A 22,412-nucleotide genomic window follows, 5' to 3' on the forward strand; every position below is an offset into this window, starting at 1 on the left:
GAGGGTCAAGCGCGGGCGGGCCGCTCACCGGGTGAGCGCCCGGTAGACGGGGGCGAGGGCGGCGGCCAGGTTGCGGCCGCCGACCTCCAGGTCGGGGGTGGCGAGCTGGAGGTAGGGGTACGGGGCGTCCGGGGCCTCCTCGGTGCGGGTGGGCAGGTCGCCGCCCCAGAAGTCGGCCAGGGCGACGTCCGGGTGCTCCGTGCTGGTCGGGTCCGTCATTCCGTCAGCGCCTCCTGAGTCAGGGTCAGCAGTTCGCGCAGCTCCTCCGCGGTCAGCTCGGTCAGGGCGCGCCCGCCGGCGGTCAGCACCGTGTCGGCGAGCGAGCGCTTGGCGTCGATCAGGCCGCCGATCCGCTCCTCCACGGTGCCCGCGCAGACCAGCCGGCGGACCTGCACGGTGCGGTGCTGGCCGATCCGGTGGGCGCGGTCGGTGGCCTGGTCCTCGGTGGCCGGGTTCCACCAGCGGTCCAGGTGGACCACCTGGGTGGCGGCGGTCAGGTTGAGCCCGGTGCCGCCGGCCTTCAGCGAGAGCAGGAAGACGCCCGGGCCGCCGTCCTGCTGGAACCGGTCCACCAGCTCGGCCCGCCGGCGGGCGCCGAGCCGGCCGTGCAGGTAGAGCACCTCGGTGCCGAGCCGGTCGGCCAGGTGCGGCTGGAGCAGGGCGCCGAACTCGGCGTACTGGGTGAAGACCAGGGTGCGCTCGCCCGCCACCAGGGTGTTCGCCAGCAGCTCCTCCAGCCGGGTGACCTTGCCGGAGCGGCCGGGTACCGGCGAGCGGTCGTGCAGCAGCTGGGCCGGGTGGTTGCAGACCTGCTTCAGCCGGCCGATCGCGCCCAGCAGCGCGCCCTTGCGCTCGACGCCCCGCAGCCCGCGCAGGCGGTGCAGCAGGTCGGCGACCACCGCCTGGTAGAGGCCGGCCTGCTCGGCGGTGAGCGGGCACCAGACGGTGCTCTCCTGCTTGGCCGGCAGCTCGGCCAGCACGCCCGGGTCGCCCTTGCGCCGGCGCAGCACGAACGGCGCCGTGCGGCGGCGCAGTTCGGCGGCCCGCTCGGCGCTGCGGTGCTGTTCGACCGGGACGGCGTAGCGCTCGCGGAAGGCGGCGGCGGAGCCGAGCAGGCCGGGGTTGGCGAAGTCCAGCACGGCGTGCAGCTCGCTGAGCCGGTTCTCCACGGGGGTGCCGGTGAGCGCGATCCGGTGCCGGGCGCGCAGTGAGCGCAGCGCCCGGGCCTGGGCGGTGGCGCCGTTCTTGACGGTCTGCGCCTCGTCGGCGACCACCCGCCGCCAGGCGACCCGGCGCAGCTCGGGGGCGTCGCGCTGCAGCACCCCGTAGCTGGTGAGCACCAGGTCGGCGCCGGCCACGGCGGCGGCGAGCCGCGGGCCGGTGGGGCGGGCGGGGCCGTGCTGCACGTGCACCCGCAGCATGGGGGCGAAGCGCTCGGCCTCCCGGCGCCAGTTGGCGAGCAGGGACATCGGGCAGACCAGCAGCACCGGGTCGCGCGCGCCGGCCTGGTGCTCCAGGGCGAGCAGGGCCAGGGTCTGGACGGTCTTGCCGAGTCCCATGTCATCGGCGAGCACGGCGCCGAGGCCCAGCCGGCTGAGCGCCCGCAGCCAGCGGACGCCGCCCTCCTGGTAGGGGCGGAGCGAGGTGCCGAACCCGGCGGGCAGCGCCAGCGGCGGGGCGGTGCCCTCCGCCGGGTCTCCCCCGCCACCGAGCAGTTCCCCCAGCACCTCCGTCGCCCGGATCGCGCCCACCGGCAGCCCCGCCACCAGGGCGCCCGGGTCCAGGGCCGGGCGCAGCACCGCGGCGGCCGGCTGCTCGCCCTCGCCCTCCCGCGCCAGGAAGGCCAGGGCAGCCGCGATCTGCGCCGGGTCGGCCTCCAGCCACTGGCCGCGGATCCGCACCAGCCCGCGCTTGGCCGCCGCCAGGTCCGCGAGCTCACGCTCCGTCAGCGGTTCGCCGTCGAGGGCGAGCTGCCAGTGGAAGGCGATCAGGGCGTCGTGGTCCAGCCGGACCGTGCGCTCCACCGCGCTGGGGGCGGCGGGGCGCAGGCCGAGGGCGAGGTCCAGTCGGGGGCGGCGCTGCCACCAGCTGGGCAGCAGCACCCCGAACCCCGCCGCCGCCAGCGCGGGCGCCGCCTCCCGGAGGAACCGCAGCGCGCCCCCGCGGTCCAGCCGCAGCCCGCCGGGCCGGGCGCTGCCCGTCGCCAGCTCGGGCCGGCAGCGGGTGGCGCGCGCCAGCTCGGCCAGGTACTCGCTCCGCGGGTCGACGACCAGCCGCTCGAGGGCCGCCAGCGCCGCGCCGCCCGCCCACAGGTCGCCGGCCGGCACCTGCAACGAGGGCTCCGCCTGCGCCTGCACCAGGAAGTCGATCCGCCACTCCTCGTCCGGCACCGCCCCGTCCGGGTCCAGTGGGTCGGTGCCCAGCGGCTCCACCACCCGGAAGCAGAGCCGCACCGCCGATCCGCCCGGCGCCGAGGACCGCCAGGCGTCCAGCCGCCGCGCCAGCTCCCCGACCTCGGCCGGCCCGCCGGCGAAGCGCCCGTCGTCGCCGAGCAGCGCCGCGAACCAGCGGTCGGCCGGCAGCTCGCCCGCCGCCCGGCCGGCCGGCCGGTCCGCCAGCGCCGCCCGCACCTCGCAGTCCGTCAGGGTCGCCAGCGCCGACCCGAACAGCTCGCCGGCCCCGCACCCGCCCCGCACCGCCCCCGGGCAGGCCGCCGTCAGCGCCAGCGCCTCCCGGTGGTCCGCCGCCGTGAGCACCGGCTGCCACTGCGCGCGGGGGCCGCCGTCCGTGCGGAGCAGTCCGGGCAGCACCCGCCCCCGGCCGGCCAGCCTCCAGGCGAGGTCGTGCACGGCGGTGAGCCAGCGCAGCGAGGTGCCGTAGGCGACGTCCACCCGGCCCTCGCCCGGCAGCTCGGCGCTGGTCAGCGCCCACCGCGGGTCGTGCAGCTCGCCGAGCAGCTGGGCCGCCTCGGCGGCCTCGAACCGCAGCGTCGGCACCCGCCACTCGCGCAGCCCGGTGGCCGCGCCCGACCGCACCCCGGGCAGCTCGGGCGAGGGCACGGGGACGGCGCCGTGCGAGGGCAGCGCCAGCGTGGTCCAGCGCTCGGCGGCCCGCCCGGCCAGCCACTCCAGGCCGGGCCCGATCCCGCCGAGCAGTCCGGCCAGCTGCCCGGCCGAGCAGGCGAAGGGGTGGCTGCGCGGGGCGCCGGAGCCCGGCTGCGGCCGGCCGAGGGCCCGCGCGTCCTCGGCCCAGAGGGCGAGGCTGCCGTCCTCGGGGCGCCAGCGGGCGTGCACGGCGAACATCTGCGCGGCCCACCTCCCTCGACTCCCGGAACAGTCGAGCCTAACCAGCGGCGACGACACCCGGAGGATGCCGTCGGCGCAACGTGGTTGAACTTTGAACCAAACCGTCCTACAGTGGAGTCCCGGAGAAGTTGAACGCTAAACCAGCGTTCGCACGACCACCAGGAGCCACCGCCATGGGCATCTTCAACCGCAAGTCGGCCGAGACCACCGCCACCGCTACCGCCACCGCCGTGGCCACCCCGGCCTCGCCGGACCTGGCCCACCTCACCGGCGACTACACCATCGACACCACGCACAGCCGGATCGGCTTCGCCGTCCGCCACGCGATGGTCACCAACGTGCGCGGCGAGTTCGCCGAGTACACCGGAAAGCTGCACCTGGACGGCGCCAACCCCGCCGCCTCCACCGCCGAGCTGGCCATCCAGGTCGCCAGCATCGACACCGGCAACGAGCAGCGCGACGGCCACCTGCGCACCGGCGACTTCTTCGAGGTCGAGGCCCACCCGGAGATCACCTTCCGCAGCACCGCCGCCGAGCAGCTGGACGGCGAGACCTACCGGATGACCGGCGACCTCACCATCAAGGGCACCACCCGCCAGGTCGTGCTGGACCTGGACTTCACCGGCGCCGCCACCGACCCGTACGGCATCCAGCGCCTCGGCTTCGAGGGCCGCACCGTGGTCGACCGCACCCAGTTCGGCCTCTCCTACAACGCCGCGCTGGAGACCGGCGGCGTGCTGATCGGCGAGAAGGTCAAGCTCAGCTTCGACATCTCCGCCGTCCGCGCCTGAGCCGCCGCCACCTCCCCCGACACGCGCCGTTCCCTTCCCCGTGGTCCCCGGATCCCGCCCGTGCGGCAGGATGGCCGGGGACCAGGGAACGGGGGAACCTGCGGTGGAGCTGCGCCAGCTGCGCTACTTCGTGACGGTGGCCGAGGAGCTGCACTTCGGCCGGGCCGCGGAGCGGCTGCTGATCGGCCAGCCGGCAGTCAGCCAGCAGATCCGCCGCCTGGAGCGCGAACTGAAGGTCGAGCTCTTCGACCGCAACCCCCGCACCGTCCGGCTCACCCCCGCCGGACAGGCCTTCCTGCCCGCCGCCCGCTCGGTGCTCACCGCGGAGGACGCGGCCCGGGCGGTCGCCGCCGGGCTCGCCACCGGACGGACCGGCGTGCTGAGCCTGGGCACCATCACCGGCCTGGGCGAGCGGCTGGACCGCATCCTGGACACCTTCGAGAGCCAAGCCCCCGGTCTGCGCGTCGAGTTGGTCTCGGCGCCGGTGCGCGAGCGGCTGGCCCGACTGGCCGACGGACGGCTGGACGCCGCCTTCGTCCGCGGCGCGCTCCCCGAGCACTCCCCCGAACTGACCCATCTCCCGCTCTGGCAGGACGCGCTGGTCGCCGCCGTGCCGGCCCGCCACCCGCTGGCCGAGCGCCCGGCGCTGGACCTCGCCGAGCTGGCCGCGCTGCCGCTGCGGCTCACCGAGCGCCGCAACAACCCCGCGCTGGTGGACCTGGTGCTGGACTCCTGCCACGCGGCGGGCTTCGAGCCGATCCCCGGCCCGGTCTCGCAGACCCTCCAGGACACCCTGGCCGCGATCGGCTCCGGCACCCCGATGTGGACGGTGGTCTACGGGGGCAACGCCCGGATCATGCGGATCCCCCGGGTCGCCTTCGTCCCGTTCGCCGACCCCGCCCTCGCCCTGCCCACCGCGCTGGCGGTGCGGCGCGGCCCGCTCTCCCCCGCCCTGGAACTGCTGCTCACCGCCCTCGGCACCCCGGAACCCGCCCTGGCCAGCGGCGATCAGTGATCGTGATCGCTGCGAGCGCCGATCGGGTCTGGGTCGCGAGGGGCCCGCTGCGATGGACTGTTCCCGTCGGCAGGAAGCCCCGGAACGGCCGGGGCGGGCCACAGAACCGAGGAGCCGGTCATGCCCATCGTCACCGTCCAGCAGGGCCCCCGCAGCGTCGAGCAGAAGCGCGAGCTGGTGGCCCGGATCACCGACGCCTTCGTGGACGCCCTCCAGGTGCCCGCCGAGGCCGTGCAGGTCTGGATCCAGGAGGTGCCCACCGACAGCTGGGGCGCGGGCGGCAAGCTGACCGCCGACAAGCAGAAGTGACGGTCAGTCGGTACGGGCGCTGAGCAGCGCCTCGTCCTCCGGCGCCAGCCAGCAGCCCGGCGGGCGCTCCAACCAGCCCTCGGCGGAGCCGAGTTCGGCGGCCTGGTCGAGCAGCAGCCGGATCCCGGGGGCGATCGGGCCGGGGCGCCGGACCAGGCTGACCAGGGTGAGCGGCGCGGGATCCGCCAGCGGGCGGGTCACCGCGCCGGGCAGCTGCGGGCCGCCCGTGGTGGTGAGCATCGGCCGCCCGTGCCGGGTCAGGTAGTGCGCGGTCTCGGCCGCCCCGACCGGCGGTGCCAGCGGCTCGGCGGCGGTCAGCCCGTGGGCGGCGAGCAGGCGTTCGCCGAAGGCCGTCCACTCCGTGGTGGCCGGGTTGCCCGCGCAGACGTCCACCGGGTGGCCGGCCAGCGCGGCGAGCCGGATCACCTGGTGCCCGGCCAGCGGATGGGCCTCGGGCAGCAGCAGCGCCACCCGCTCCAGCCGGACCGGGTGCCAGGCCAGCCGGGCCCGCTGCTCGGCCGGAAGTCCGCCGAACCAGCCGAACGAGACGTCCAGCCGCTCGGCCAGCAACTCCCGTGCCCCGGCGGCCAGTCCGCCGTGGTAGCGGGCCAGCAGGGCGACCTGCGGGTCGGCCGCGCGGGCCGCCGCCAGCATCCGGTCCACGGTCAGGTCCGCGCCGCTGACGGCGCTGTTGAGGTCGACCAGCACCGGCCCGGTGGGCGGCGCCAGGATCTCCTGCTGCAGCGCCAGCAGCCGGCGCGCCTGCGGCAGCAGCAGCTCACCGGCGGCGGTGAGGGCCACGCTGCGGGTGGTGCGGGCGAACAGCTCCCGGCCGAGCAGCTTCTCCAGCGCCCGGATGTCCCGGCTGAGCGCCTGCTGGGCCACGTGCAGCCGGGCCGCCGCCTGCCCGAAGTGCAGGGTCTCGGCGGTGGCGACGAAGCCGCGCAGCAGGCGCGGGTGCAGGTCGGCGGGCATGCGCGGGAGCGTACAAGGCGGCGGGCGGGATTCACAACAGGAATGTGTCAATCGCGCGGAACAGGTGTTGGACCTGGCCCGGCGGCGGCCGCCAGGCTGGGGTCAATCCCACCCCACCTCCCTGGAGTTCCGTGTTCTCCGCCTACCGACGTGCCTTCGCCCCGCGCGGCGCCCTCGCCTTCACCCTCTTCGGCCTGCTCGGCCGGCTCGGCTACGCGATGCAGGGCGTCAGCGTGCTGACCGCCGTGGTGGCCCGCCGCCACTCCTACGCACTGGCGGGCACCGTCTCGGCCGCCGGGCTGCTCGGCGTCGCCGTCGCCCTGCCGCTGCTCGGCCGGCTGGTCGACCGGTACGGGCAGTACCGGGTCGCGCTGCCCTCCGCGCTCGGCTCCACCCTCCCCCAACTGGCGCTGGTCCTGCTGATCCACGCCCAGGCGCCCGCCTGGGCCCTGGCGGCCGCCGCCTTCGCCGCCGCCACCTCGCCCAACCTCGGCGGCATGGCCCGGGCCCGCTGGGCCGTACTGCACCGGGCGGACCCGGCCGCCCTGCACAGCGCCAACGCGCTGGAGCAGGCGCTGGACGAACTCTGCTTCACCGCGGGACCGGTGCTCGGCATGCTGCTCTGCGCCGCCTGGCCGGAGGCCGGGCTGCTCACCATCAGCGCCCTGACCACGGTCGGCGGGATCGGCTTCGCCCTGCAGCGCGCCACCGAGCCGCCGGTGCACCCGGCCGGCCGCGCCGACCGGCCCGGCGGGCGGGGCGTGCCGACCCTGCTGGCGGTCTTCTTCGGCACCGGACTGCTCTTCGGCTCGATGGAGATCAGCACCCTGGCCTGGGCCGGCGGGCACGGCCACCGCTCGGCGGCGGGCCTGCTGCTCGGCCTCCAGGCGGCCGGCTCCTGCGCGGCCGGCCTGCTGCTCGGCCTGCGCGCGGTGCGCGGCGGCGGCGCGGTGCGGCGGCTGCTGCTCGGCCTGGCCGCGATGGCCGCCCTGCTGCTGCTCCCGCTCACCGCGGCCGGACTGGACGCGGGCCTGGGCGGGTTCGCGGTGGCGATGCTGCTGGCGGGCACCGGGACGGCACCCACCATGGTCAGCGGCATGACCCTGCTGACCCGGCTGCTCCCGCCCGGCGCGCTCAACGCGGGCCTGGCGGCGGCGGTCTCGGCGATCGTCACCGGCAGCTCGGCCGGCTCGGCGCTCGGCGGACTGCTGATCCAGCACACCGGCCCGGCCGCCGGCTTCGCCCTGCCGGCCGGGGCGGCGGTGCTGGCCCTGCTGCTCGCCCACACCGCCCGGCACCGGCTGGAGCCGGTGACCGTCTAGCCCCTACGGGTTGGGCCAGGTGTACTCGTACTCGGGGAGCTCGCCGGCGCCCGGGAAGTGCGAGCTGCGCTCGGCGGTGCGCTGCCCGCCGGCCCGCTCGTAGAAGGCGACGGCGCGGTGGTTGTCCCGCAGCACCTCCAGGTAGAGCGGCGCGCCGGGGTGCTGCTCCGCCGTCCACTCCCGGGCGGCGGCGAGCAGCGCGCCGCCGGTGCCCCCGCCGGTCCGCCCGGGCCGGACGTGCAGGTTCTCCAGCAGCACCCGGCCGTCCGGCTGCGGCACCAGGTAGCCGAAGCCGACCGGCGCCCCGCCGTCCGCCGGCTCCGCGATCAGCAGCTCCGGCTGCTCCCCGGCACCGTACCCGGCGAGCAGCCGCAGCTCCCAGATCTCCCGCCGCTGTTCGCCCAGCCCGTCCCCCAGCGCCTGGGCCGGCACGATCCCGGCGTAGGCGGTGCGCCAGCTCTCGGTGTGCAGTTCGGCGACGGCCCCGGCATCGGCGGCGGTCCCGCGGCGAATGGTGATCATCGAGCGATCCTGGCACGAACCGCGGCAGCCCACCAGAGCCAGGTAGGGTCGGCCAACGTGGACAAGCCGAAGGACAAGGACACCGGCGCCCCCGAGCTCCCCGGCGGGCGGGCCCTGCCCAAGACCGACAAGAGCGAGCAGACCCGGGCGCTGATCCTGGAGACCGCGATGCGGCTCTTCCAGGAGCGCGGCTACGAGAAGACGACCATGCGGGCCATCGCCACCGAGGCGGGCATCTCGGTCGGCAACGCGTACTACTACTTCGCGGGCAAGGAGTTCCTGATCCAGGGCTTCTACGACCGGATGACGCACGACCACGCGGCCGACGCCCGCCGCCGGATGGCCGGCACCGGCGACTTCGCGCAGCGCCTGGAGATCGCGATCACCTCCTGGATCGACACCGCCGAGCCGTACCACGAGTTCGCCGCGCAGTTCTTCCGCACCGCGGCCGACCCCACCAGCTCGCTCAGCCCGTTCTCCAACGAGTCCCACCCGGCCCGCACCACCGCCGTGGAGCTCTTCCGCGACGTGCTGACCGGCTCCGAGCTCGCGCCCAAGCTCGACCGCGAGCTGGTCGAGCTGCTGCCCGACGTGCTCTGGCTGCACCTGATGGTGGTCGTCCTCTACTGGGTCTTCGACCGCACCCCGGGCACCGCGCGGACCCGGGAGTTCGTCCGCCGCTCCACCCCGATGGCGGCCCGGGTCATCAACCTCTCCCGGTACAAGGTGTTCCGCCCGATCGTGCGGGACGCCAAGGGCCTGATCCAGGACTTCATCCTGCCGACCATCGGCAAGGCCGCGCCCGGCCGCTGACGGCGGCTCAGAAGGTGTCCGCGTTCCAGGCCTTCAGCGGAGTGGCGAGCATCAGGTCCAGGGTGAAGGCCGCACCGGGGCGCAGCTCCACGATCCGGCCCGCGGCGTGCAGCCGGGCGGCCTTCTCGGCGCCGAGGTAGAGGCTGCCGAGGGCGGAGGCGTCCAGCCGCAGGTCGGGCTCGGCCGTACTGGGCGCGGCGCTGCCGGTGCCGTCGGCGCAGGTGCGCAGCAGCCAGCGGCCGGCCGCGAAGCCCTGGGCGTCGGCCACCTCCAGCACCAGCTCGGCGGCGACGGCGGAGGGGTAGGCACGGGCGGCGAAGGCGGCCGGCACGTCGAGGACCCGCAGCCAGGTGTAGTCGAACTCGCCCTCGTGCCGGCTCGCCGCCCGGGGGTCGGTGAGCAGCAGCGGCAGCGGGCTGTCCGGGCCGACGTTGGCCGCGACCACGGTGCGCACCCAGTCCACCGAGCAGGCGTAGCGCCAGAGCGCCGTCTCGGCGGCCAGGTCCAGTGCCAGGAAGTCGGCGACCGTCAGCACGCCGTCGGCCGTGGCCCGCTCCCACTTCTCCTCGATCCGGTAGACCAGCAGACCGGTGACGGTGCCTCCGGCATCCCGGTGGACCACCGCGAACGGCTCCTGCCAGGTGAGGCCGGGCACCTCCAGCTCGCCGGTGGCCGTCTTCCAGAACACCTCGTCGCGCACGATCGCGCCGGGCCGGGTGCGGCGCCAGCGCTCGTGCAGCTCGGGGCCGAGCTCGCGCAGCTCGGCCATCGAGACCAACTCCTCGCGGCCCTCGCCGGCCGGCAGGTCGGCGCGCAGCCCGCCGGCCCGCAGCAGGTCGACGGTCCAGCCCTCGTACCGGGTCGAGGGGCCGAAGCCGTACCGGCCGTAGATGCCGTACTCGGCGGCTATCAGCACGGCCACCGCCTCGCCCCGGTCGCGGGCGCCGGCCAGCTCCTCGGCCATCATCCGGGTGAGCAGCCCGCGGCGGCGGTGGGTCTGGGCGACCGTCACACCGGTGACGGCGGAGACCGGCAGCAGCGCGCCGCCGGGCAGGGTCAGCTCGTAGGGCATGCTGCGCAGGGTGCCGACGATCGCCTCCCCGTCGAAGGCCGCCAGCGCCCGGCCGGGGAAGTGCCGCATCCGGCGCAGCTCCTCGGCGTCCGGCACGCCGGCCCGGTGGAAGCCGCGGCTCACGGCCCGGCCCCAGCGGCCCACTTCCGCTTCGGTGATGGGCCTGATCCGGATGCCGTCGGCGGCGTGGCTGCTCATCGGCCCACCGTAGGTCGGACGCCACGCCCCGGCATCCGAATTTCCCGGGGCGGTCCGGCGGTCCGTCAGGGGCGGGCGTAGAAGTCCGGGGTGCCGAGGATCCAGAGGCTGGCCTCCTTGACCACGTCGCCGGTCCGCGGGGCCTCGATGATCCGGTCGCCGCCCAGGTAGACGGCCACGTGGTAGATGTCGGCGGCCTTGCCGGTGTGGGTCCAGAAGACCAGGTCGCCGGGGAGCAGCTGGTGGTAGCCGACCGGGGTGGACTCGGCGTACTGGTCGGCGGCGAAGTGGGTGAGGTGCTTGCCGCCCCGGCGCCAGGCCTGCATGGTCAGGCCGGAGCAGTCGTAGCCGTCCGGGCCCTCGCCGCCCCAGACGTAGGGCAGGCCGAGGTGGGCGCGGGCGAAGTCCAGGGCGGCCTGCGCGCCGGTGGCGGCGGCCGGTGCGGCGGCGGGCTGCTGCTGCCTGGCTGCGGACGAGGCGGCCTCCGCGGTCTCGGCAGCGGCGGCGGCCGCTTCGGCCGCGGCCTTGGCGGCGGCCTCGGCCTGCTGGGCGGCGATCTGCTCAAGGGCGGCCTGCCGGCGGCGCTCCAGGTCGACGGTGGTGCTGCGGGCGGCGGCGAGTTCGGCGAGCAGCCGCTCGCGGCGCCTGCCGAGGTCGGCGACCAGCAGCCCGCGGGCGGTCTGCCGGCTCTGCGCCTGGCGCTTGGCCTCGGCGACCGCGCCGGCCGCCCGCTCGGCGTCGTCGGCGCGGTCCCGGGCGGCGCGCTCGGCGTCGGCCGCGTCGGCGGCGGTGCGGGTGGCGGCGTCCAGGATCTGCCGGGTGGTGCGGCCGGCCGCGCCCAGGGCGGCGGCCTGCTCGCCGGCGGCGCGCGGGCCGCGGGCGCCGAGCAGGTCGTTGAAGGCGGCGAGCTCCGGCGAGGTGCCGCTGCGGTAGCTGGCGGCGGCCAGCGCCTCGGCCTGTTCGGCGGCGTCGGCGCGGGCCCCGGCGGCCTCGGCGGCCCGGGTGGCGGCGGCTTCGGCGGCGGACCGGGCCCGGGTGAGCCGGGCCTGGGCGCCGTTGTAGGCCTCCACGGCCTGCTCGGTGCGCTGTGCGGCCTGGTCCAGCTCGGTGCCCGCCTCGGCCAGCTGGGTCTCGATGGCGGTGGTGGCGGCGGCCCGGCGGTCGGCCTCGGCCCGGGAGCGGTCGATCTCGCCGGTGCTCGGGTAGGCCTGGCCGTCGGGGGCGGGCGGGTCCTCGGCCGGGGCCGCCGCGGGGCGGGCCGGGGAGCTCGCGGCGGCGGGCTCCACGGCGGGCCCGAGGAGCACCCCGAGGGCCAGCAGCAGGCCGAGCGGCCGCAGGATCGGACGGAGGATCATCTGTTCAACGGTCAATGAAATATCCCATCACGTGACTATTCAGTCACCCGACGTAATATTCTCAGAGCCGACACCGGGTCAGGGCCAGCCCCATGCCCTCCATGTGGGTGAGATCGTGGACGAACCAGCCCCGTACGGGTGATCCCGGGGTGCGCGGACCGGGTCAGGAGCTCCGGCGGCGCCGGGCCCGGTAGGGCCGGACCCGGCCGGCGTGCACGGTGCGGCGGCGCTGGTCCGCCGCCCGCTCGGCGGCCCGCTCGGCATTCCGGTCGCTCCGGCCGGCCCGGGCCGGGTCCAGGTGTGCGGTGGCCCGGGCGGCCATCGCCTCGGCCATCCGGTGGGTCACCGCGTGGTGCGCCGGCACCTTGTCCGGTGCGCCCGCGATGAGGTCGAAGAGCCAGGTCCTGGCCCGGTCCACCCGGGCGTGCAGCAGCCGCTCCCGGCGCAGCGCCCGGGCCCGCCGGCGCGGCCGGTCGCGGTAACGCCAGCGGGCCCACGGGCTGGACGGCCGGGCCAGCCGGATCGCGCCCACCCAGGACAGGCCCGGCACCATGATCCCGAGCAGCCCGGTCCACAGCTTGCCCTTGAACAGCGCCACCACCGACATCAGCGCGTTCACCGAGATCACCGCGACCAGGCCCCAGCGCCCGGTGCCCTCCGAGCCGCTCTGGCCCGGCACCGCCAGCGGCACGTAGCCGGTCAGCAGCAGCGCGGTGAAGAGGATGCCGAGGATCACCGCGTCCACCGACTTGCGCCCCTGCTCGCTCCAGTAGACGTCCTCCAGGTGCAGGATCAGCGCGAACTCGTCCAGCACCAGCCCGCAGCCGATCCCGAACAGCAGCCCGAACCAGTCGATCCAGGGGTGCCCGCCGTTGGTGGCGAACACCCCGATGCCGGAGACCAGCAGGCAGCCCACCCCGAAGACCATGTGGTGGATGTGCAGCCCGCCCGGCGTGACGTTGCCCGGCCACCAGCGCACCCGGGCCCGGATCATCCGGACGCTGAACCGGATGAAGAGGAAGGAGCTGATGAACCCGACCAGCAGCAGGAAGAGCGGCTGCTTGTGCGCGACCACGATGTGCGCGCGGTATCCCTCCACCAGCCCGGCCAACTGCATCAGCGGTACTTCCTCGCCCGTGCGGTCATCGTCGTCCTGCCCCACTCAACGGACGGTCAGAAGCCGCGGGTGCGCTTCGCCGCCCGCCGCGGCCCGCCGAGCGTCAGGTAGGGCACCAGGCTGCCCCCGCCCGCGCCCGGACCAGGGACCTTGAGGAAGAGCCGCGCCACCTCGCCCCCGAGGTTCACCCCGATGGCCAGCGCCATCGCGATCGCCGCCGCCCGGCTGACCGAGACCAGCCCGGCCGAGGGGTGGCCGTGGGCGAACGAGAGCATCCCCAGGTAGAGCGCCGACCCCGGCATCAGCGGGCCGAGCGCGGCGGTCACGTAGGGCAGCGCGGAGGCGTACCGGTAGCGGGCCATCAGCTGGCCGAAGAGGCCGACCACACCCGCCGCTATCCCGGTGGCCACGATCGCCGACACCCCGGCGGTGTACGCCAGCACCCCGTAGACCGACCAGCCGATGCCGCTGTTCAGGGTGACCAGGGCGAGGGTGCGCCGGCTGCTCTGCAGCAGCATCGCGAAGGTCAGGGTCAGCATCATCGCGGCGACCAGCTGCACCGGCGGGTTGTTGACCCCGATCAGCGACTCGTCGGGTCTGAGCTGGGCGTCGACGTTGATCCCGGCGTAGAGGATCAGCATCACCCCGATCACGATGCCCGCCACCAGGTACACCACCTCCAGCAGCCGGGCCGCCGCGGTGATGTAGAAGCCGGTCAGGCCGTCCTGCACGGCCGCCACCAGGGCCCGCCCGGGCAGCAGCGCGAACAGGCCGCCGGTGATCACCACCGAGCCGCGCAGGCCCAGGTGGTTGAGCGAGAGCAGGATGCCGGAGAGTGCGGCCGGCATCGCGGCCAGCACGAACTGGTAGAACTCCGGCAGCCCGCGGGCCGCCACCGCCGAGGCCAGCCGGTCGCCGATCACCGCCGCGACCACCGCGTTCAGGAAGACCAGCCAGGCCTTGGCGTCCACCTGCCCGCCGACCAGGAAGGTGGCCGCACCGGCCAGCAGGCCGGCGGTCAGCGAGAGCAGCCAGCGCGGGTAGGGGTGCCGGTTGCGGCGGATCACCGCGAGCCGGCGGTAGGCGTCGTTGACCGAGAGGTGCTCCGAGGTGATGTCGGCGACCAGCCGGTAGACGGCGGCGAGCCGGGTGTAGTCGGAGGTGCGGCGGCGGACCACCCGGGCCGAGGTGACCGGCGCCTCCACCAGCGAGGGCTGGTAGGAGATCGAGATCAGGGTGAAGGTGACCTGCGGCTCGCAGCGGTCCAGCTCGTAGGCGTGGGTGACGCCGAGCATCGCCGCCTCCACGTCCTCCGCGCTCTCGCCGCTGGCCAGCAGCAGCTCGCCGATCCGCAGCGACAGGTCCAGCACCCGGGGCACGTTGCGGGAGCTGGCCTCCGGCTTGGCCTCGTGCGGCACCCGCTCGTACGCCGGGCGCTCGGACATCGGGGTGCGCAGCAGGGTGCGCATCCGGTCCGGCCACGGGGCGGCACCGGGGCGGCCCGCGCCGAACGGCGGGGCGGCGCCGGTCGGCGGGTTGTAGCCGACGGCCCGCCAGACCTCGGGCGAGAGGGTGTCCTCGGAGCCGCCGCCGAAGGCCTCGAAGGCGGCGAACTCCTCGGTGTCGGCCAGCGACGGGGCCGGCTCCTCCTCGGGGGAGGGCACGGCCGGCTCGTGCTGAGCGGGCGTCAGCAGCCCCTCGGTCTCCAGCGGCAGCGGCGCCAGCGGGATCAGCTGCACCTGGTCGGCCGGCGGTGCGGGGTTGGCCAGCAGCCCCTCGGTCGGCGGGGCGTCGGCGGGCCGCACCGGCCGGCCACCGCCGCTCTCCGGCTCGTTCCCGCCCCGTCGGCCCCGCTTCGGCACTGCCGCTGCTCCTCACTGCTGGTGATCTTCGCCTCCACCTTGCCGTACGTCAGGTCGTGACGCATATGGACAAGTCGGCCCGCCCCGGCTACCCAGCGCACCCGGTCGGACCATGCGGGAGACCATGCAGACGATACGACCAGCAGCCCACCCCAGGCGATGCCACCCGAGGCGGGTTACCAGCCGTCGTCCGTGACCACTCAGAGGCCGTAACGCTCCACCACGTCCCGGTGCGGGGCCGGGTCGGCGCCGGCCGCCGAGGCCAGGTCCAGCCAGCTGAGCGGGTGCGGCCAGCCGGCGGTGAGCTCGGTGAGCAGCGCGTCCGCCTCGGCCGCGGAGGCGGTGGGCGGCACGCCGACGGCGGCGTAGATGCCGGGCAGCTCCTCCTCGCCGGTGGCCGGATCGGTGACCAGGTACTGCCGGCCGCTGTACGCCCAGATGCCGAAGCCGCGCTCGCGCAGCCCGGTCCGCAGCTCCTCCCACTGCGGGCCGCCCGGCCAGGCGCCGTCCACGTACCAGGTGGTGAATCCGGCCGGGTCGAGCAGGGTCAGCAGCTCGAAGGTCGGCCGCCAGCGCTCCCGCTCCTCCTCGGTGGCCTCCTCGCCCGGAGCCGGCTCCAGCACGGCGGGGGCGAAGACCACCACGTCGCCGTGGTTGAGCGCCACGTCCTCGCCGAGCACCGGCAGGATCCGGGCGGTCGCCGGACCGGTGCGCACGGCCGGCAGGTCGGCCTGCGCGCCGTTGCTGCGCCGGGCCCGGACGGTGACGTACTGCCACTCCTCGTCGATCGGCCCCTCCGGCCGGTCGAACTCCATGCCCAGCCGGGCGCCGGTCTCCCGGACCACCGCCCAGTCGCGGTTGGCGGTGGCCGCGGTGATCAGCTGCCAGAGGTCGGCGGAGCGCACGGTGCGGTACTGCAGCTCCGGCGGGGTGCCCTCGGCGGGCAGCGCGTGCTCCAGCAGCTCCTGGTAGAGCCGCTGGGCGGTGGCGTGGTCGCCCAGCTCGGTGGCCGCGGCGGCGCCCAGCCGGCGCGGGTTGATGCCCTCCGGGGAGAGCAGCAGCAGCGCCTCGGCCTGCTCCAGACCCTCCTGCCAGCGGCCCTCGGCCATCGCCCAGCGGGCCCGCAGCCAGTGCGCGTCGGCGGGGGCGATGCGGTCGGCGAGCCGGCGCAGCCCCTCGCCGTCCCGGCCGTCGATCAGCACCGCGCCGAGCATGCCGATCAGGTCCTGGTGGCCCGGGTCCTGCTCCAGCCGCTCCCAGAGCAGCGCGGCCGAGCGCTGCTCGTGGCCCAGCGAGGCCAGCAGCCCGGCCCGGGCCAGCAGCAGGTCGGTGGCCGCCGCCCGGTCCAGCTCGCCGGCCCGCTCCCCGGCGGCGGTCAGCAGCTCCAGGTCGTGCTCCGGGTCGACCTCGCCCTCCCGGGCGCCGAGGTGGTCCAGCAGCTCCCCGGGCGGCACCGGCAGCTCGGCCCGCGGCAGGGCCAGCGCGGCGGTCCGCAGCTCGGCCAGCTGCTCGCCGACCTGGTCGGTGCGGCGCAGCAGCGCCAGCTTGCGCTCGCCGGTGGCCACCAGGGCCAGCGCGACCTCGCGGGCGCCGCGCCGCACGGCCAGCCGACCGGCCGTCAGGGCCAGGTCCAGACAGGGCCGGTGCGAGCCGGCGGCGTCCAGGTAGGAGACCCAGGCGGCCAGCCGGCCGCCCAGCTCGGCGTCGTCGGGCAGCCGGCCGGCCGCGACCAGCAGCTCGGCGGTGTCGGCCCAGCGGTGCCGGATGTCGGCGAACTCGTCGGCCTGCCCGGCCGGCGGCAGCTGTTCCAGCGCCTCCTCGTAGCGGCCCAGGGTGGCCAGCAGCCGGGCCCGGATCACGCCCAGCTTGCGCCGGTCGTCCTCGTCCAGGCTGTGGCCGGCCTTGGTGTAGGCCTGCTCGGCGGCGGCCACCGCGTCCAGCGCCTCCTGGTGGCGGCCGAGCCGGTGGAGCGCCGAGGCGCGGGCGTGCCCGAAGGAGAGCGAGACCGACTCGCCCGCCGCCGTGATCCGGGCCTGGGCCCGGTCCAGGTGGGCGAGCGCGGCATCGGCCCGGCCGTCGTCCTCCAGGGTGTCGGCGTACTCCCGGGAGAGGCAGTCGAAGCAGGACCGGGCCGGCTCGACCCGCTCCAGCGCCTCCTCCAGCACCGCCAGCCGCTCCGGCACGTAGCCGGGGCCGTCGATGTTGGCGTGGCAGATGGTGAAGTCCTGCACCGCGCAGACCGACTGCGGGCAGCCCGCGGTCTCCTCCCGGTGCGCGAACTCCAGCAGCGAGACCGCCTCGGACATCGCCTGCTCGCCCTGGTGGCGCTTGTTCAGCAGGTTCTGCAGCCGCCAGTGCCGCAGGAAGACCTCGACCCAGGGCAGGCCGAGCGCCCGCGCGGAGGCCAGCGCCTCCGGGAACATCGCGTCCAGCTGGTCGTTGCGGCCGTCCACCGCGTGCCCGGCGATCTCCACCAGGGCGGTGGCCAGCCGGTGCTGGCCGCTGTCCACCAGGTGGGTGTGGGTGTCGTAGACCCAGTCCCAGATGTTCGCGCTCATCGCTCCCCGTCCTCGCCCGACCCGCCCTGTGGTTCCTGGAGCAGTCTGCCGAGGTCCACCGACAACGCGGCGGCCGGGGCGGTGAGCGCGGCCACGGCGGTGCCGATGCCGGCCAGCGCGGCGGACAGGTCGGTGCCGGCCCGGCCGTCCGGACCGGCCGCCGCCATGATCACCTTGAGCGAGCGGAGCAGCCCGGCGGCGGTGGCGGCGCCGGTGTGGCCCTCCCGGTAGGCGCGCAGCAGGTCGTGCACGGCGGGGGCGGCGGTGTTCAGGTAGAGCCGGGCCCTGACGGTGCCGTCGGTGCGCGCGGTGAAGGCCCGGGCCAGCCGGAGCGCGGCGGACGGGATCCGGGCGTCCGCCTGGTCGTCCTCGATCCGGGCCTTCAGCTCGGCCTCCCGGTCCGGCACCAGCACCAGCGGCAGGCCGGGCGGGTCGAACCGGGCCGGCACCAGTTGCTCGCCCTCGTCGGCCAGCGCGGCCGCCAGCCAGCGGGCCTCCTCGGCCGGCAGCGGCTGCTCGGGGTCGCGGAACAGCTCCCGGTTGCCGCTCTCGCTGCCGAGCTCGACGATCCGGCAGTCCCGCAGCAGGGCGTAGCGGCGCAGGAACGGCAGCACCGCGTAGCGGTCGCCGCGGGCGATCGGCACCTGCATCGCCCGGTACAGCATCTCCTCGAAGCCGCCGCCGGAGCCGAGCGCCACGTGCACCGCGCCGGAGCCGGCCGCCCGCAGCGCACCCGCCGTCAGGTCGCCCTGGGAGGTGGGCACCGGCACGTCGTCGGCGAGCAGGGTGAGCAGCCGGTCGTCGCAGAGCGCCGCACCGAGCAGCGCCTCGCCGTGCCGGGCCAGGATCCGGCGCCAGGCGGCGGGGTGCAGCCGGGCGGTCTCGTAGAGGCCGTCGATCACGGCCTCGGTCAGCGCCCGCTGCAGCGCCCGGTAGTGCTCGTCGCGCTGCAGGTCCTCCCGGCTGGCGGTGGGGGTGAGGCGGTTGGACTCGACCACGCCGCCGATGAAGCCGGCCCAGCTGGGCAGCAGGTCGCGGGCGTCCTCGGCGAGCAGCATGCCGCGCAGGTAGACGGCGAGGTCGCGGTTGTCGCTGCTGCCGTAGCTGCCGCCGCCCTGCACCCAGAGCAGGCCGACGGCGTCGGTGGCCTCGTCGGCGGGCCGCAGCGGGAAGGCGGTGAGCGGTTCGTAGCGGCGGCCGAAGGCGCCGGCGAACTCCATCCGGGCCTGGTGCGGGTCGCCCTCGGGCAGCGGCTCGCGCCAGGGCACGGGCACCGAGTTGACGGCCTGCTCGTCGTCGCCGACGTGCACCGGGACCGGCAGCAGCACGCAGTACCGGCTCAGCACCTCGCGCAGCGCCGCCTCGTCGGCGAGCTGGGCGTGCTCGGGCTTGAGCACCAGCTCGACCACCGTGCCCGGCTGCGGGCGGGCCGGCACCGGGTCGACGGTGTACTGCTCGCCGCCGCGGCTGCGGTAGCGGTGGCCGAGGCCGGGCTCGCGGTGCGAGGTGGTGGTGACGGTGACCTCCTCGGCCACCGAGAAGGCGGAGAGGAAGCCGAGGCCGAAGGCGCCGATCAGCTCCTGGTTGCCGGTCACCTCGCGCAGCAGCCGGGTGTAGCCGGTGCCGACGGTGGCCAGGTAGGCGTGGATCTCGGGCTCGGTCAGCCCGGCACCGGTGTCCTCGATGGCGATGCTGCGGCGGGCCGGGTCGCCGGTGACGGTGATCCGGGGCCGGTGGCCGGCGGCGCCCGCCGGGTCCTCCAGGCGGCGCCGGGTGTGCGAGTCGTGCGCGTTCTGGACCAGTTCGCGCAGCGCCACCAGCGGCGTGGAGTAGAGATGGGTGGCGAGGACGCTCACCAGGCCGCCCAGATCGACCTCGGTGGTGCGCAGGTTCTCCTGACCTTCAGACATGAGGCCCCAGTCTGCCAGTCTGACAAACGCCGGACCACCTGATAAGGCGTGCGCCGCATGGGACGGGCGCGGAGGGTCCAAACCTGACATGACGGATTTCCGGGGAATATGACTCCATCGGGGGAATCGGGCGGGATCCCCTGGTCAGCGCGGGCCGTGGCGGGCGAAGCTGACGGTGCGACGTCAGACCAGCGGCGCACCCGGGGCGGCCACCCCGTCAGCGCCAACTCGCAGCAGTACCAGTACTCCTAGGGAGACCATCGTGTCCCGTACCCGTGCCCTCACCGCCGTCACCGCGCTCGGCGCCTTCCTCCTGCTCGGCATCGGCACCGCCTCGGCGGACAACGGTGCCAGCGCCGGCCAGGGCTCCAACAGCAGCGTGGTGAGCAACTGGGGCTCCGGCAACATCGTCGGCAGCGTGGCCGGAAACGCCAACGGCTCGCAGCAGGTGGCCACCGGTTCCGGCGGCAGCAACCAGAACAACTCCGCCCTGGTGGCGGGCAACTCGGGCAACGTCGGCGCGCTGCAGGGCAACCTGGACTTCCTGCACGCGGTGCACTACGCACCGGCGGGCTGATCCGCGCACGCTCCTGGGGTGGGCCCGGTCTCCGGGTCCACCCCCGCGCGTTCTCCGCCCCCGGCCACCCCCAACACGGTGGCCGCCAGCCCCGCCAGTCCCGCCGGCCCCGCCGGCCCGGCGGCGTCCCGGCCCGCGCCGCGCCAGGCCGGGAGCCGCACGCCGTCGTTGACCACGGCGAACATGGCGTGCACCCGGATCCGGGCCTCGGCCTTGTCGTACTCCGGGCGCACCCGGCGCAGCAGGTCCACCCAGAGCCGCAGGAAGTCGCGGCGGAAGTCCACCGCGCGCTTGCGGTCCGGTTCGGCCAGCCGCTCGGTCTCGCTGACCATCGCGCCCAGGTAGTGGTGGTGGCGCCGGGCGAAGTCCAGGTAGGCGGCCAGCCCGCGGTCCAGGGCGGCGGCCGGCGAGCCCGGTCCGGCCAGGGTGCCGGCCACCTCGTGCCAGAGCCGCTCCCGGCAGCGCACCAGGGCGGCGGCCAGCAGGTCCGCCTTGGTCGGGAAGTGCTTGTAGAGGCTGGGCCCGGCGATGCCGACGGCCGCGCCGATCCGGCCGGTGCTGACGTTGTCGAAGCCGTGCTCGTCGAAGAGCCGCACCGCGGCCGCCAGCAGCTCATCCCGGCGTCCCACCGGCTCCGTCTCGGCGCCACCTTCGGCCGTGTTCACCGTATCTGACGTCACGTCAGCGTCCAGGATGCCCGCCAGCAGCCCGCCGACCAGCTGCTCGAACCGGCGCCGGGGCGGGGCGAAGGTGTGGTACGACAGGCTGCCGCCGGCCGAGAGCGCCGACCGGACCAGGAGTTCGGCCTGATGCTCCGTCAATTCGGTGCGCACGGACCTGACCTGGGCCGCGCCCGCGCGCACCGCGGCGCGCAGCTGGCGGCGCAGCCCGGCCCGCTGGGCGGGCGGCAGCAGCCGGGCGTCGCGCTGCCAGAGGGTGCCGAGCGCCCGCTGCTCCACCGCGACGGCGGCCAGCGCGGCGGCCAGCGCCCGCGGGCCCGGCCCGGGCGCCCGCCCCGCCTCGCCGACCGCCCGGTCCAGCTCGGCCAGCCCGGCCCGCACCGCCTCCCGCAGCAGCTCGGGCTTGCCGCGGAAGTGCCGGTAGAGCGCGGGCGCGGTGATCCCGACGGCGGCGGCCACCTCGGCCATCGCCACCTGGTGGTAGCCGCGCCGGTGGAACTGCTCGGCGGCGGCCCGCAGGATCTGGCCGCGGCGCCCGCGCGGCCGGCGGGCCGCCGCCACCGTTGTCGCACCGGCCATCCGCCGCCTCCTCCGCCGCCCGCCCGGCCACCTCGGCCCGGCTAGCAATGATTCACATAAAGGCCGTGCAGGTCCACTGCCGCGGGGCCGGACGACGTCCGGATCCGGAGTCCGGCGGCGCGGCCACGACTCTGGACAGCAAAAGCTACTGGGGATTAACTTGAGCGGGATCAACCCGGCGCCGCCCGCGCGGCCAGGACCCCTGCGGGCCGCCGGGCCGACTTGTGTGCGAAGGGAGCGCCGTCGTGCGCCGCACTGTGTACAACGAGGACCACGAGGCGTTCCGGGCCACCATCCGGGACTTCATCGCCCGCGAGGTCGTGCCGGTCTACGAGAGCTGGGAGGCCGCCGGGCACCCGCCGCGCGACTTCTACAACAAGCTCGGCGAGCTCGGCGTCTTCGGCATCGAGGTGCCGGAGGAGTACGGCGGCGCGGGCGAGACCGGCTTCAAGTACCAGGCCGTGATCATGGAGGAGACCGCCCGGGCCGGCGTCAGCTTCGGCTCCTCGGGCGTGCACACCGGCCTGGTGCTGCCCTACCTGATGGAGTACGCCAGCGAGGAGCAGAAGCAGCGCTGGCTGCCCGGCTTCGTCTCCGGCGAGCTGATGACCGCGATCGCCATGACCGAGCCGGGCACAGGCTCCGACCTGGCCGGCATCACCACCACCGCCAAGCTGTCCGAGGACGGCACCCACTACGTGCTGAACGGCGCCAAGACCTTCATCACCGGCGGCGTGCTCGCCGACCTGGTGCTGGTGGTGGCCCGGACCAGCCCGTACGACCCGAACAACCGCCGGGCGGGCCTGTCCATCCTCTGCGTGGACACCACCTCGGAGGGCTACACGGTCGGCCGCAAGCTGCAGAAGATCGGCCTGCGCACCTCGGACACCGCCGAACTCTCCTTCGTGGACGTCAAGGTGCCGGTCGCCGACCTGCTGGGCGAGGAGGGCAAGGCGTTCAGCTACCTCACCCACAACCTGGTGCAGGAGCGCCTGGCGATCGCCGTCGGCGCCTACGCGGTGGCCGCCGCGGCGGTGAACTTCGCGGTGCAGTACGTGAAGGAGCGCAAGGTCTTCGGCCAGGCGGTGGCCGAGTTCCAGAACACCAAGTTCGTGCTGGCCGAGTGCAAGACCCAGGTCACCGCGATGCAGGCCTTCGTGGACCAGGCCCTGGAGCTCTACCAGAACGGCGAGCTGACCGTGCCGGACGCGGCCGAGGCGAAGCTCTTCACCACCGAGGCGGCCTCCGTCGTGGTGGACAAGTGCCTCCAGCTGCACGGCGGTTACGGCTACATCCTGGAGTACCCGATCGCCCGCCTCTACACCGACAACCGGGTCTTCCGGATCTACGGCGGCACCAGCGAGGTCATGAAGACCATCATCGCCAAGTCGATCGGCCTGTAAGGCCGCCTGGGGCGGGGGCACGGCCCCCGCCCCGCACCGCTGTTCCACC

The 22,412-nt window shown here is 75.5% G+C and carries 18 protein-coding genes; 7 read left to right on the forward strand and 11 right to left on the reverse strand.

Annotation, left to right across the window (positions count from 1 at the left end):
• Window positions 1–24: 24 nt before the first annotated feature.
• Together ACFYNO_RS29660 and ACFYNO_RS29665 are read right to left on the reverse strand one after the other, a co-directional pair.
• On the reverse strand, window positions 25–219 hold the full coding sequence (locus ACFYNO_RS29660) for a hypothetical protein (RefSeq protein ID WP_388019275.1): 195 nt from the start codon (window positions 217–219) through the stop codon (window positions 25–27).
• The gene (locus ACFYNO_RS29665) at window positions 216–3,302 is read right to left on the reverse strand and encodes a DEAD/DEAH box helicase (RefSeq protein WP_388019278.1); all 3,087 of its coding nucleotides are present in this window, start codon (window positions 3,300–3,302) and stop codon (window positions 216–218) included. Before ACFYNO_RS29665 ends, ACFYNO_RS29660 begins: the two co-directional genes overlap by 4 nt.
• Window positions 3,303–3,478: 176 nt before the next feature.
• On the opposite strand from ACFYNO_RS29665, the gene ACFYNO_RS29670 reads away from it, so the two are divergent.
• The 3 genes from ACFYNO_RS29670 to dmpI all read left to right on the forward strand — a co-directional run bounded on the left by ACFYNO_RS29670 (window position 3,479) and on the right by dmpI (window position 5,420).
• Complete coding sequence (locus ACFYNO_RS29670) at window positions 3,479–4,096, forward strand: YceI family protein (RefSeq protein ID WP_388019281.1); 618 nt, start codon at window positions 3,479–3,481, stop codon at window positions 4,094–4,096.
• A gap of 103 nt (window positions 4,097–4,199) precedes the next feature.
• A complete protein-coding gene (locus tag ACFYNO_RS29675) occupies window positions 4,200–5,111 on the forward strand; it encodes a LysR family transcriptional regulator (protein ID WP_388019284.1) in 912 nt (303 codons plus the stop codon).
• A 57-nt stretch (window positions 5,112–5,168) separates the two neighbouring features.
• Window positions 5,169–5,420 (forward strand): 4-oxalocrotonate tautomerase DmpI, encoded by a 252-nt coding sequence (gene dmpI, locus ACFYNO_RS29680; protein ID WP_388019451.1) that lies wholly within the window; start codon window positions 5,169–5,171, stop codon window positions 5,418–5,420.
• A gap of 3 nt (window positions 5,421–5,423) precedes the next feature.
• Here the strand turns inward: dmpI and ACFYNO_RS29685 are convergent, their stop codons facing one another.
• Window positions 5,424–6,395, reverse strand: a complete 972-nt coding sequence (locus tag ACFYNO_RS29685; RefSeq protein WP_388019287.1) for a LysR family transcriptional regulator — start codon at window positions 6,393–6,395, stop codon at window positions 5,424–5,426.
• Window positions 6,396–6,526: 131 nt separating this feature from the next.
• Between ACFYNO_RS29685 and ACFYNO_RS29690 the strand changes: the two genes are divergently transcribed.
• Window positions 6,527–7,717 carry an MFS transporter gene (locus tag ACFYNO_RS29690; RefSeq protein WP_388019290.1) on the forward strand — a complete coding sequence of 397 codons (1,191 nt, stop codon included), beginning with the start codon at window positions 6,527–6,529 and terminating at the stop codon, window positions 7,715–7,717.
• A 3-nt stretch (window positions 7,718–7,720) separates the two neighbouring features.
• On the opposite strand, the gene ACFYNO_RS29695 is transcribed toward ACFYNO_RS29690, so the two are convergent.
• Window positions 7,721–8,239, reverse strand: a complete 519-nt coding sequence (locus ACFYNO_RS29695) for a GNAT family N-acetyltransferase (RefSeq protein ID WP_388019293.1) — start codon at window positions 8,237–8,239, stop codon at window positions 7,721–7,723.
• A 57-nt stretch (window positions 8,240–8,296) separates the two neighbouring features.
• Here ACFYNO_RS29695 and ACFYNO_RS29700 point away from each other — a divergent pair, with 57 nt between their 5' ends.
• Window positions 8,297–9,052 carry a TetR family transcriptional regulator gene (locus ACFYNO_RS29700; protein WP_388019296.1) on the forward strand — a complete coding sequence of 252 codons (756 nt, stop codon included), beginning with the start codon at window positions 8,297–8,299 and terminating at the stop codon, window positions 9,050–9,052.
• A 7-nt stretch (window positions 9,053–9,059) separates the two neighbouring features.
• Here the strand turns inward: ACFYNO_RS29700 and ACFYNO_RS29705 are convergent, their stop codons facing one another.
• From ACFYNO_RS29705 to ACFYNO_RS29730, 6 genes are all read right to left on the reverse strand, one after another.
• Window positions 9,060–10,322: a GNAT family N-acetyltransferase gene (locus ACFYNO_RS29705; RefSeq protein ID WP_388019299.1), complete on the reverse strand. Its 1,263-nt coding sequence runs from the start codon at window positions 10,320–10,322 to the stop codon at window positions 9,060–9,062.
• Between the two features lie 65 nt (window positions 10,323–10,387).
• Window positions 10,388–11,677, reverse strand: coding sequence for a C40 family peptidase (locus ACFYNO_RS29710; RefSeq protein ID WP_388019302.1), 1,290 nt, complete (start codon window positions 11,675–11,677; stop codon window positions 10,388–10,390).
• A 163-nt stretch (window positions 11,678–11,840) separates the two neighbouring features.
• Window positions 11,841–12,839, reverse strand: a complete 999-nt coding sequence (locus ACFYNO_RS29715) for a hypothetical protein (RefSeq protein WP_388019305.1) — start codon at window positions 12,837–12,839, stop codon at window positions 11,841–11,843.
• A gap of 11 nt (window positions 12,840–12,850) precedes the next feature.
• Window positions 12,851–14,656, reverse strand: coding sequence for a threonine/serine exporter family protein (locus tag ACFYNO_RS29720; RefSeq protein ID WP_388019308.1), 1,806 nt, complete (start codon window positions 14,654–14,656; stop codon window positions 12,851–12,853).
• A 200-nt stretch (window positions 14,657–14,856) separates the two neighbouring features.
• Window positions 14,857–17,214 carry a hypothetical protein gene (locus ACFYNO_RS29725; RefSeq protein WP_388019311.1) on the reverse strand — a complete coding sequence of 786 codons (2,358 nt, stop codon included), beginning with the start codon at window positions 17,212–17,214 and terminating at the stop codon, window positions 14,857–14,859.
• A complete protein-coding gene (locus ACFYNO_RS29730; RefSeq protein WP_388019314.1) occupies window positions 17,211–19,124 on the reverse strand; it encodes an ATP-binding protein in 1,914 nt (637 codons plus the stop codon). The genes ACFYNO_RS29725 and ACFYNO_RS29730 overlap by 4 nt, the downstream gene beginning before the upstream one ends.
• Window positions 19,125–19,386: 262 nt before the next feature.
• On the opposite strand from ACFYNO_RS29730, the gene ACFYNO_RS29735 reads away from it, so the two are divergent.
• Window positions 19,387–19,701, forward strand: coding sequence for a hypothetical protein (locus tag ACFYNO_RS29735; protein WP_388019317.1), 315 nt, complete (start codon window positions 19,387–19,389; stop codon window positions 19,699–19,701).
• Here ACFYNO_RS29735 and ACFYNO_RS29740 read toward each other — a convergent pair.
• On the reverse strand, window positions 19,683–20,960 hold the full coding sequence (locus ACFYNO_RS29740) for a TetR/AcrR family transcriptional regulator (protein WP_388019320.1): 1,278 nt from the start codon (window positions 20,958–20,960) through the stop codon (window positions 19,683–19,685). The genes ACFYNO_RS29735 and ACFYNO_RS29740 overlap by 19 nt on opposite strands.
• A gap of 245 nt (window positions 20,961–21,205) precedes the next feature.
• On the opposite strand from ACFYNO_RS29740, the gene ACFYNO_RS29745 reads away from it, so the two are divergent.
• Window positions 21,206–22,363: an acyl-CoA dehydrogenase family protein gene (locus tag ACFYNO_RS29745; protein ID WP_388019323.1), complete on the forward strand. Its 1,158-nt coding sequence runs from the start codon at window positions 21,206–21,208 to the stop codon at window positions 22,361–22,363.
• The last annotated feature ends 49 nt before the right edge of the window (window positions 22,364–22,412 follow it).

The organism is Kitasatospora sp. NPDC006697 (assembly GCF_042869935.1).
Lineage (GTDB): Bacteria > Actinomycetota > Actinomycetes > Streptomycetales > Streptomycetaceae > Kitasatospora.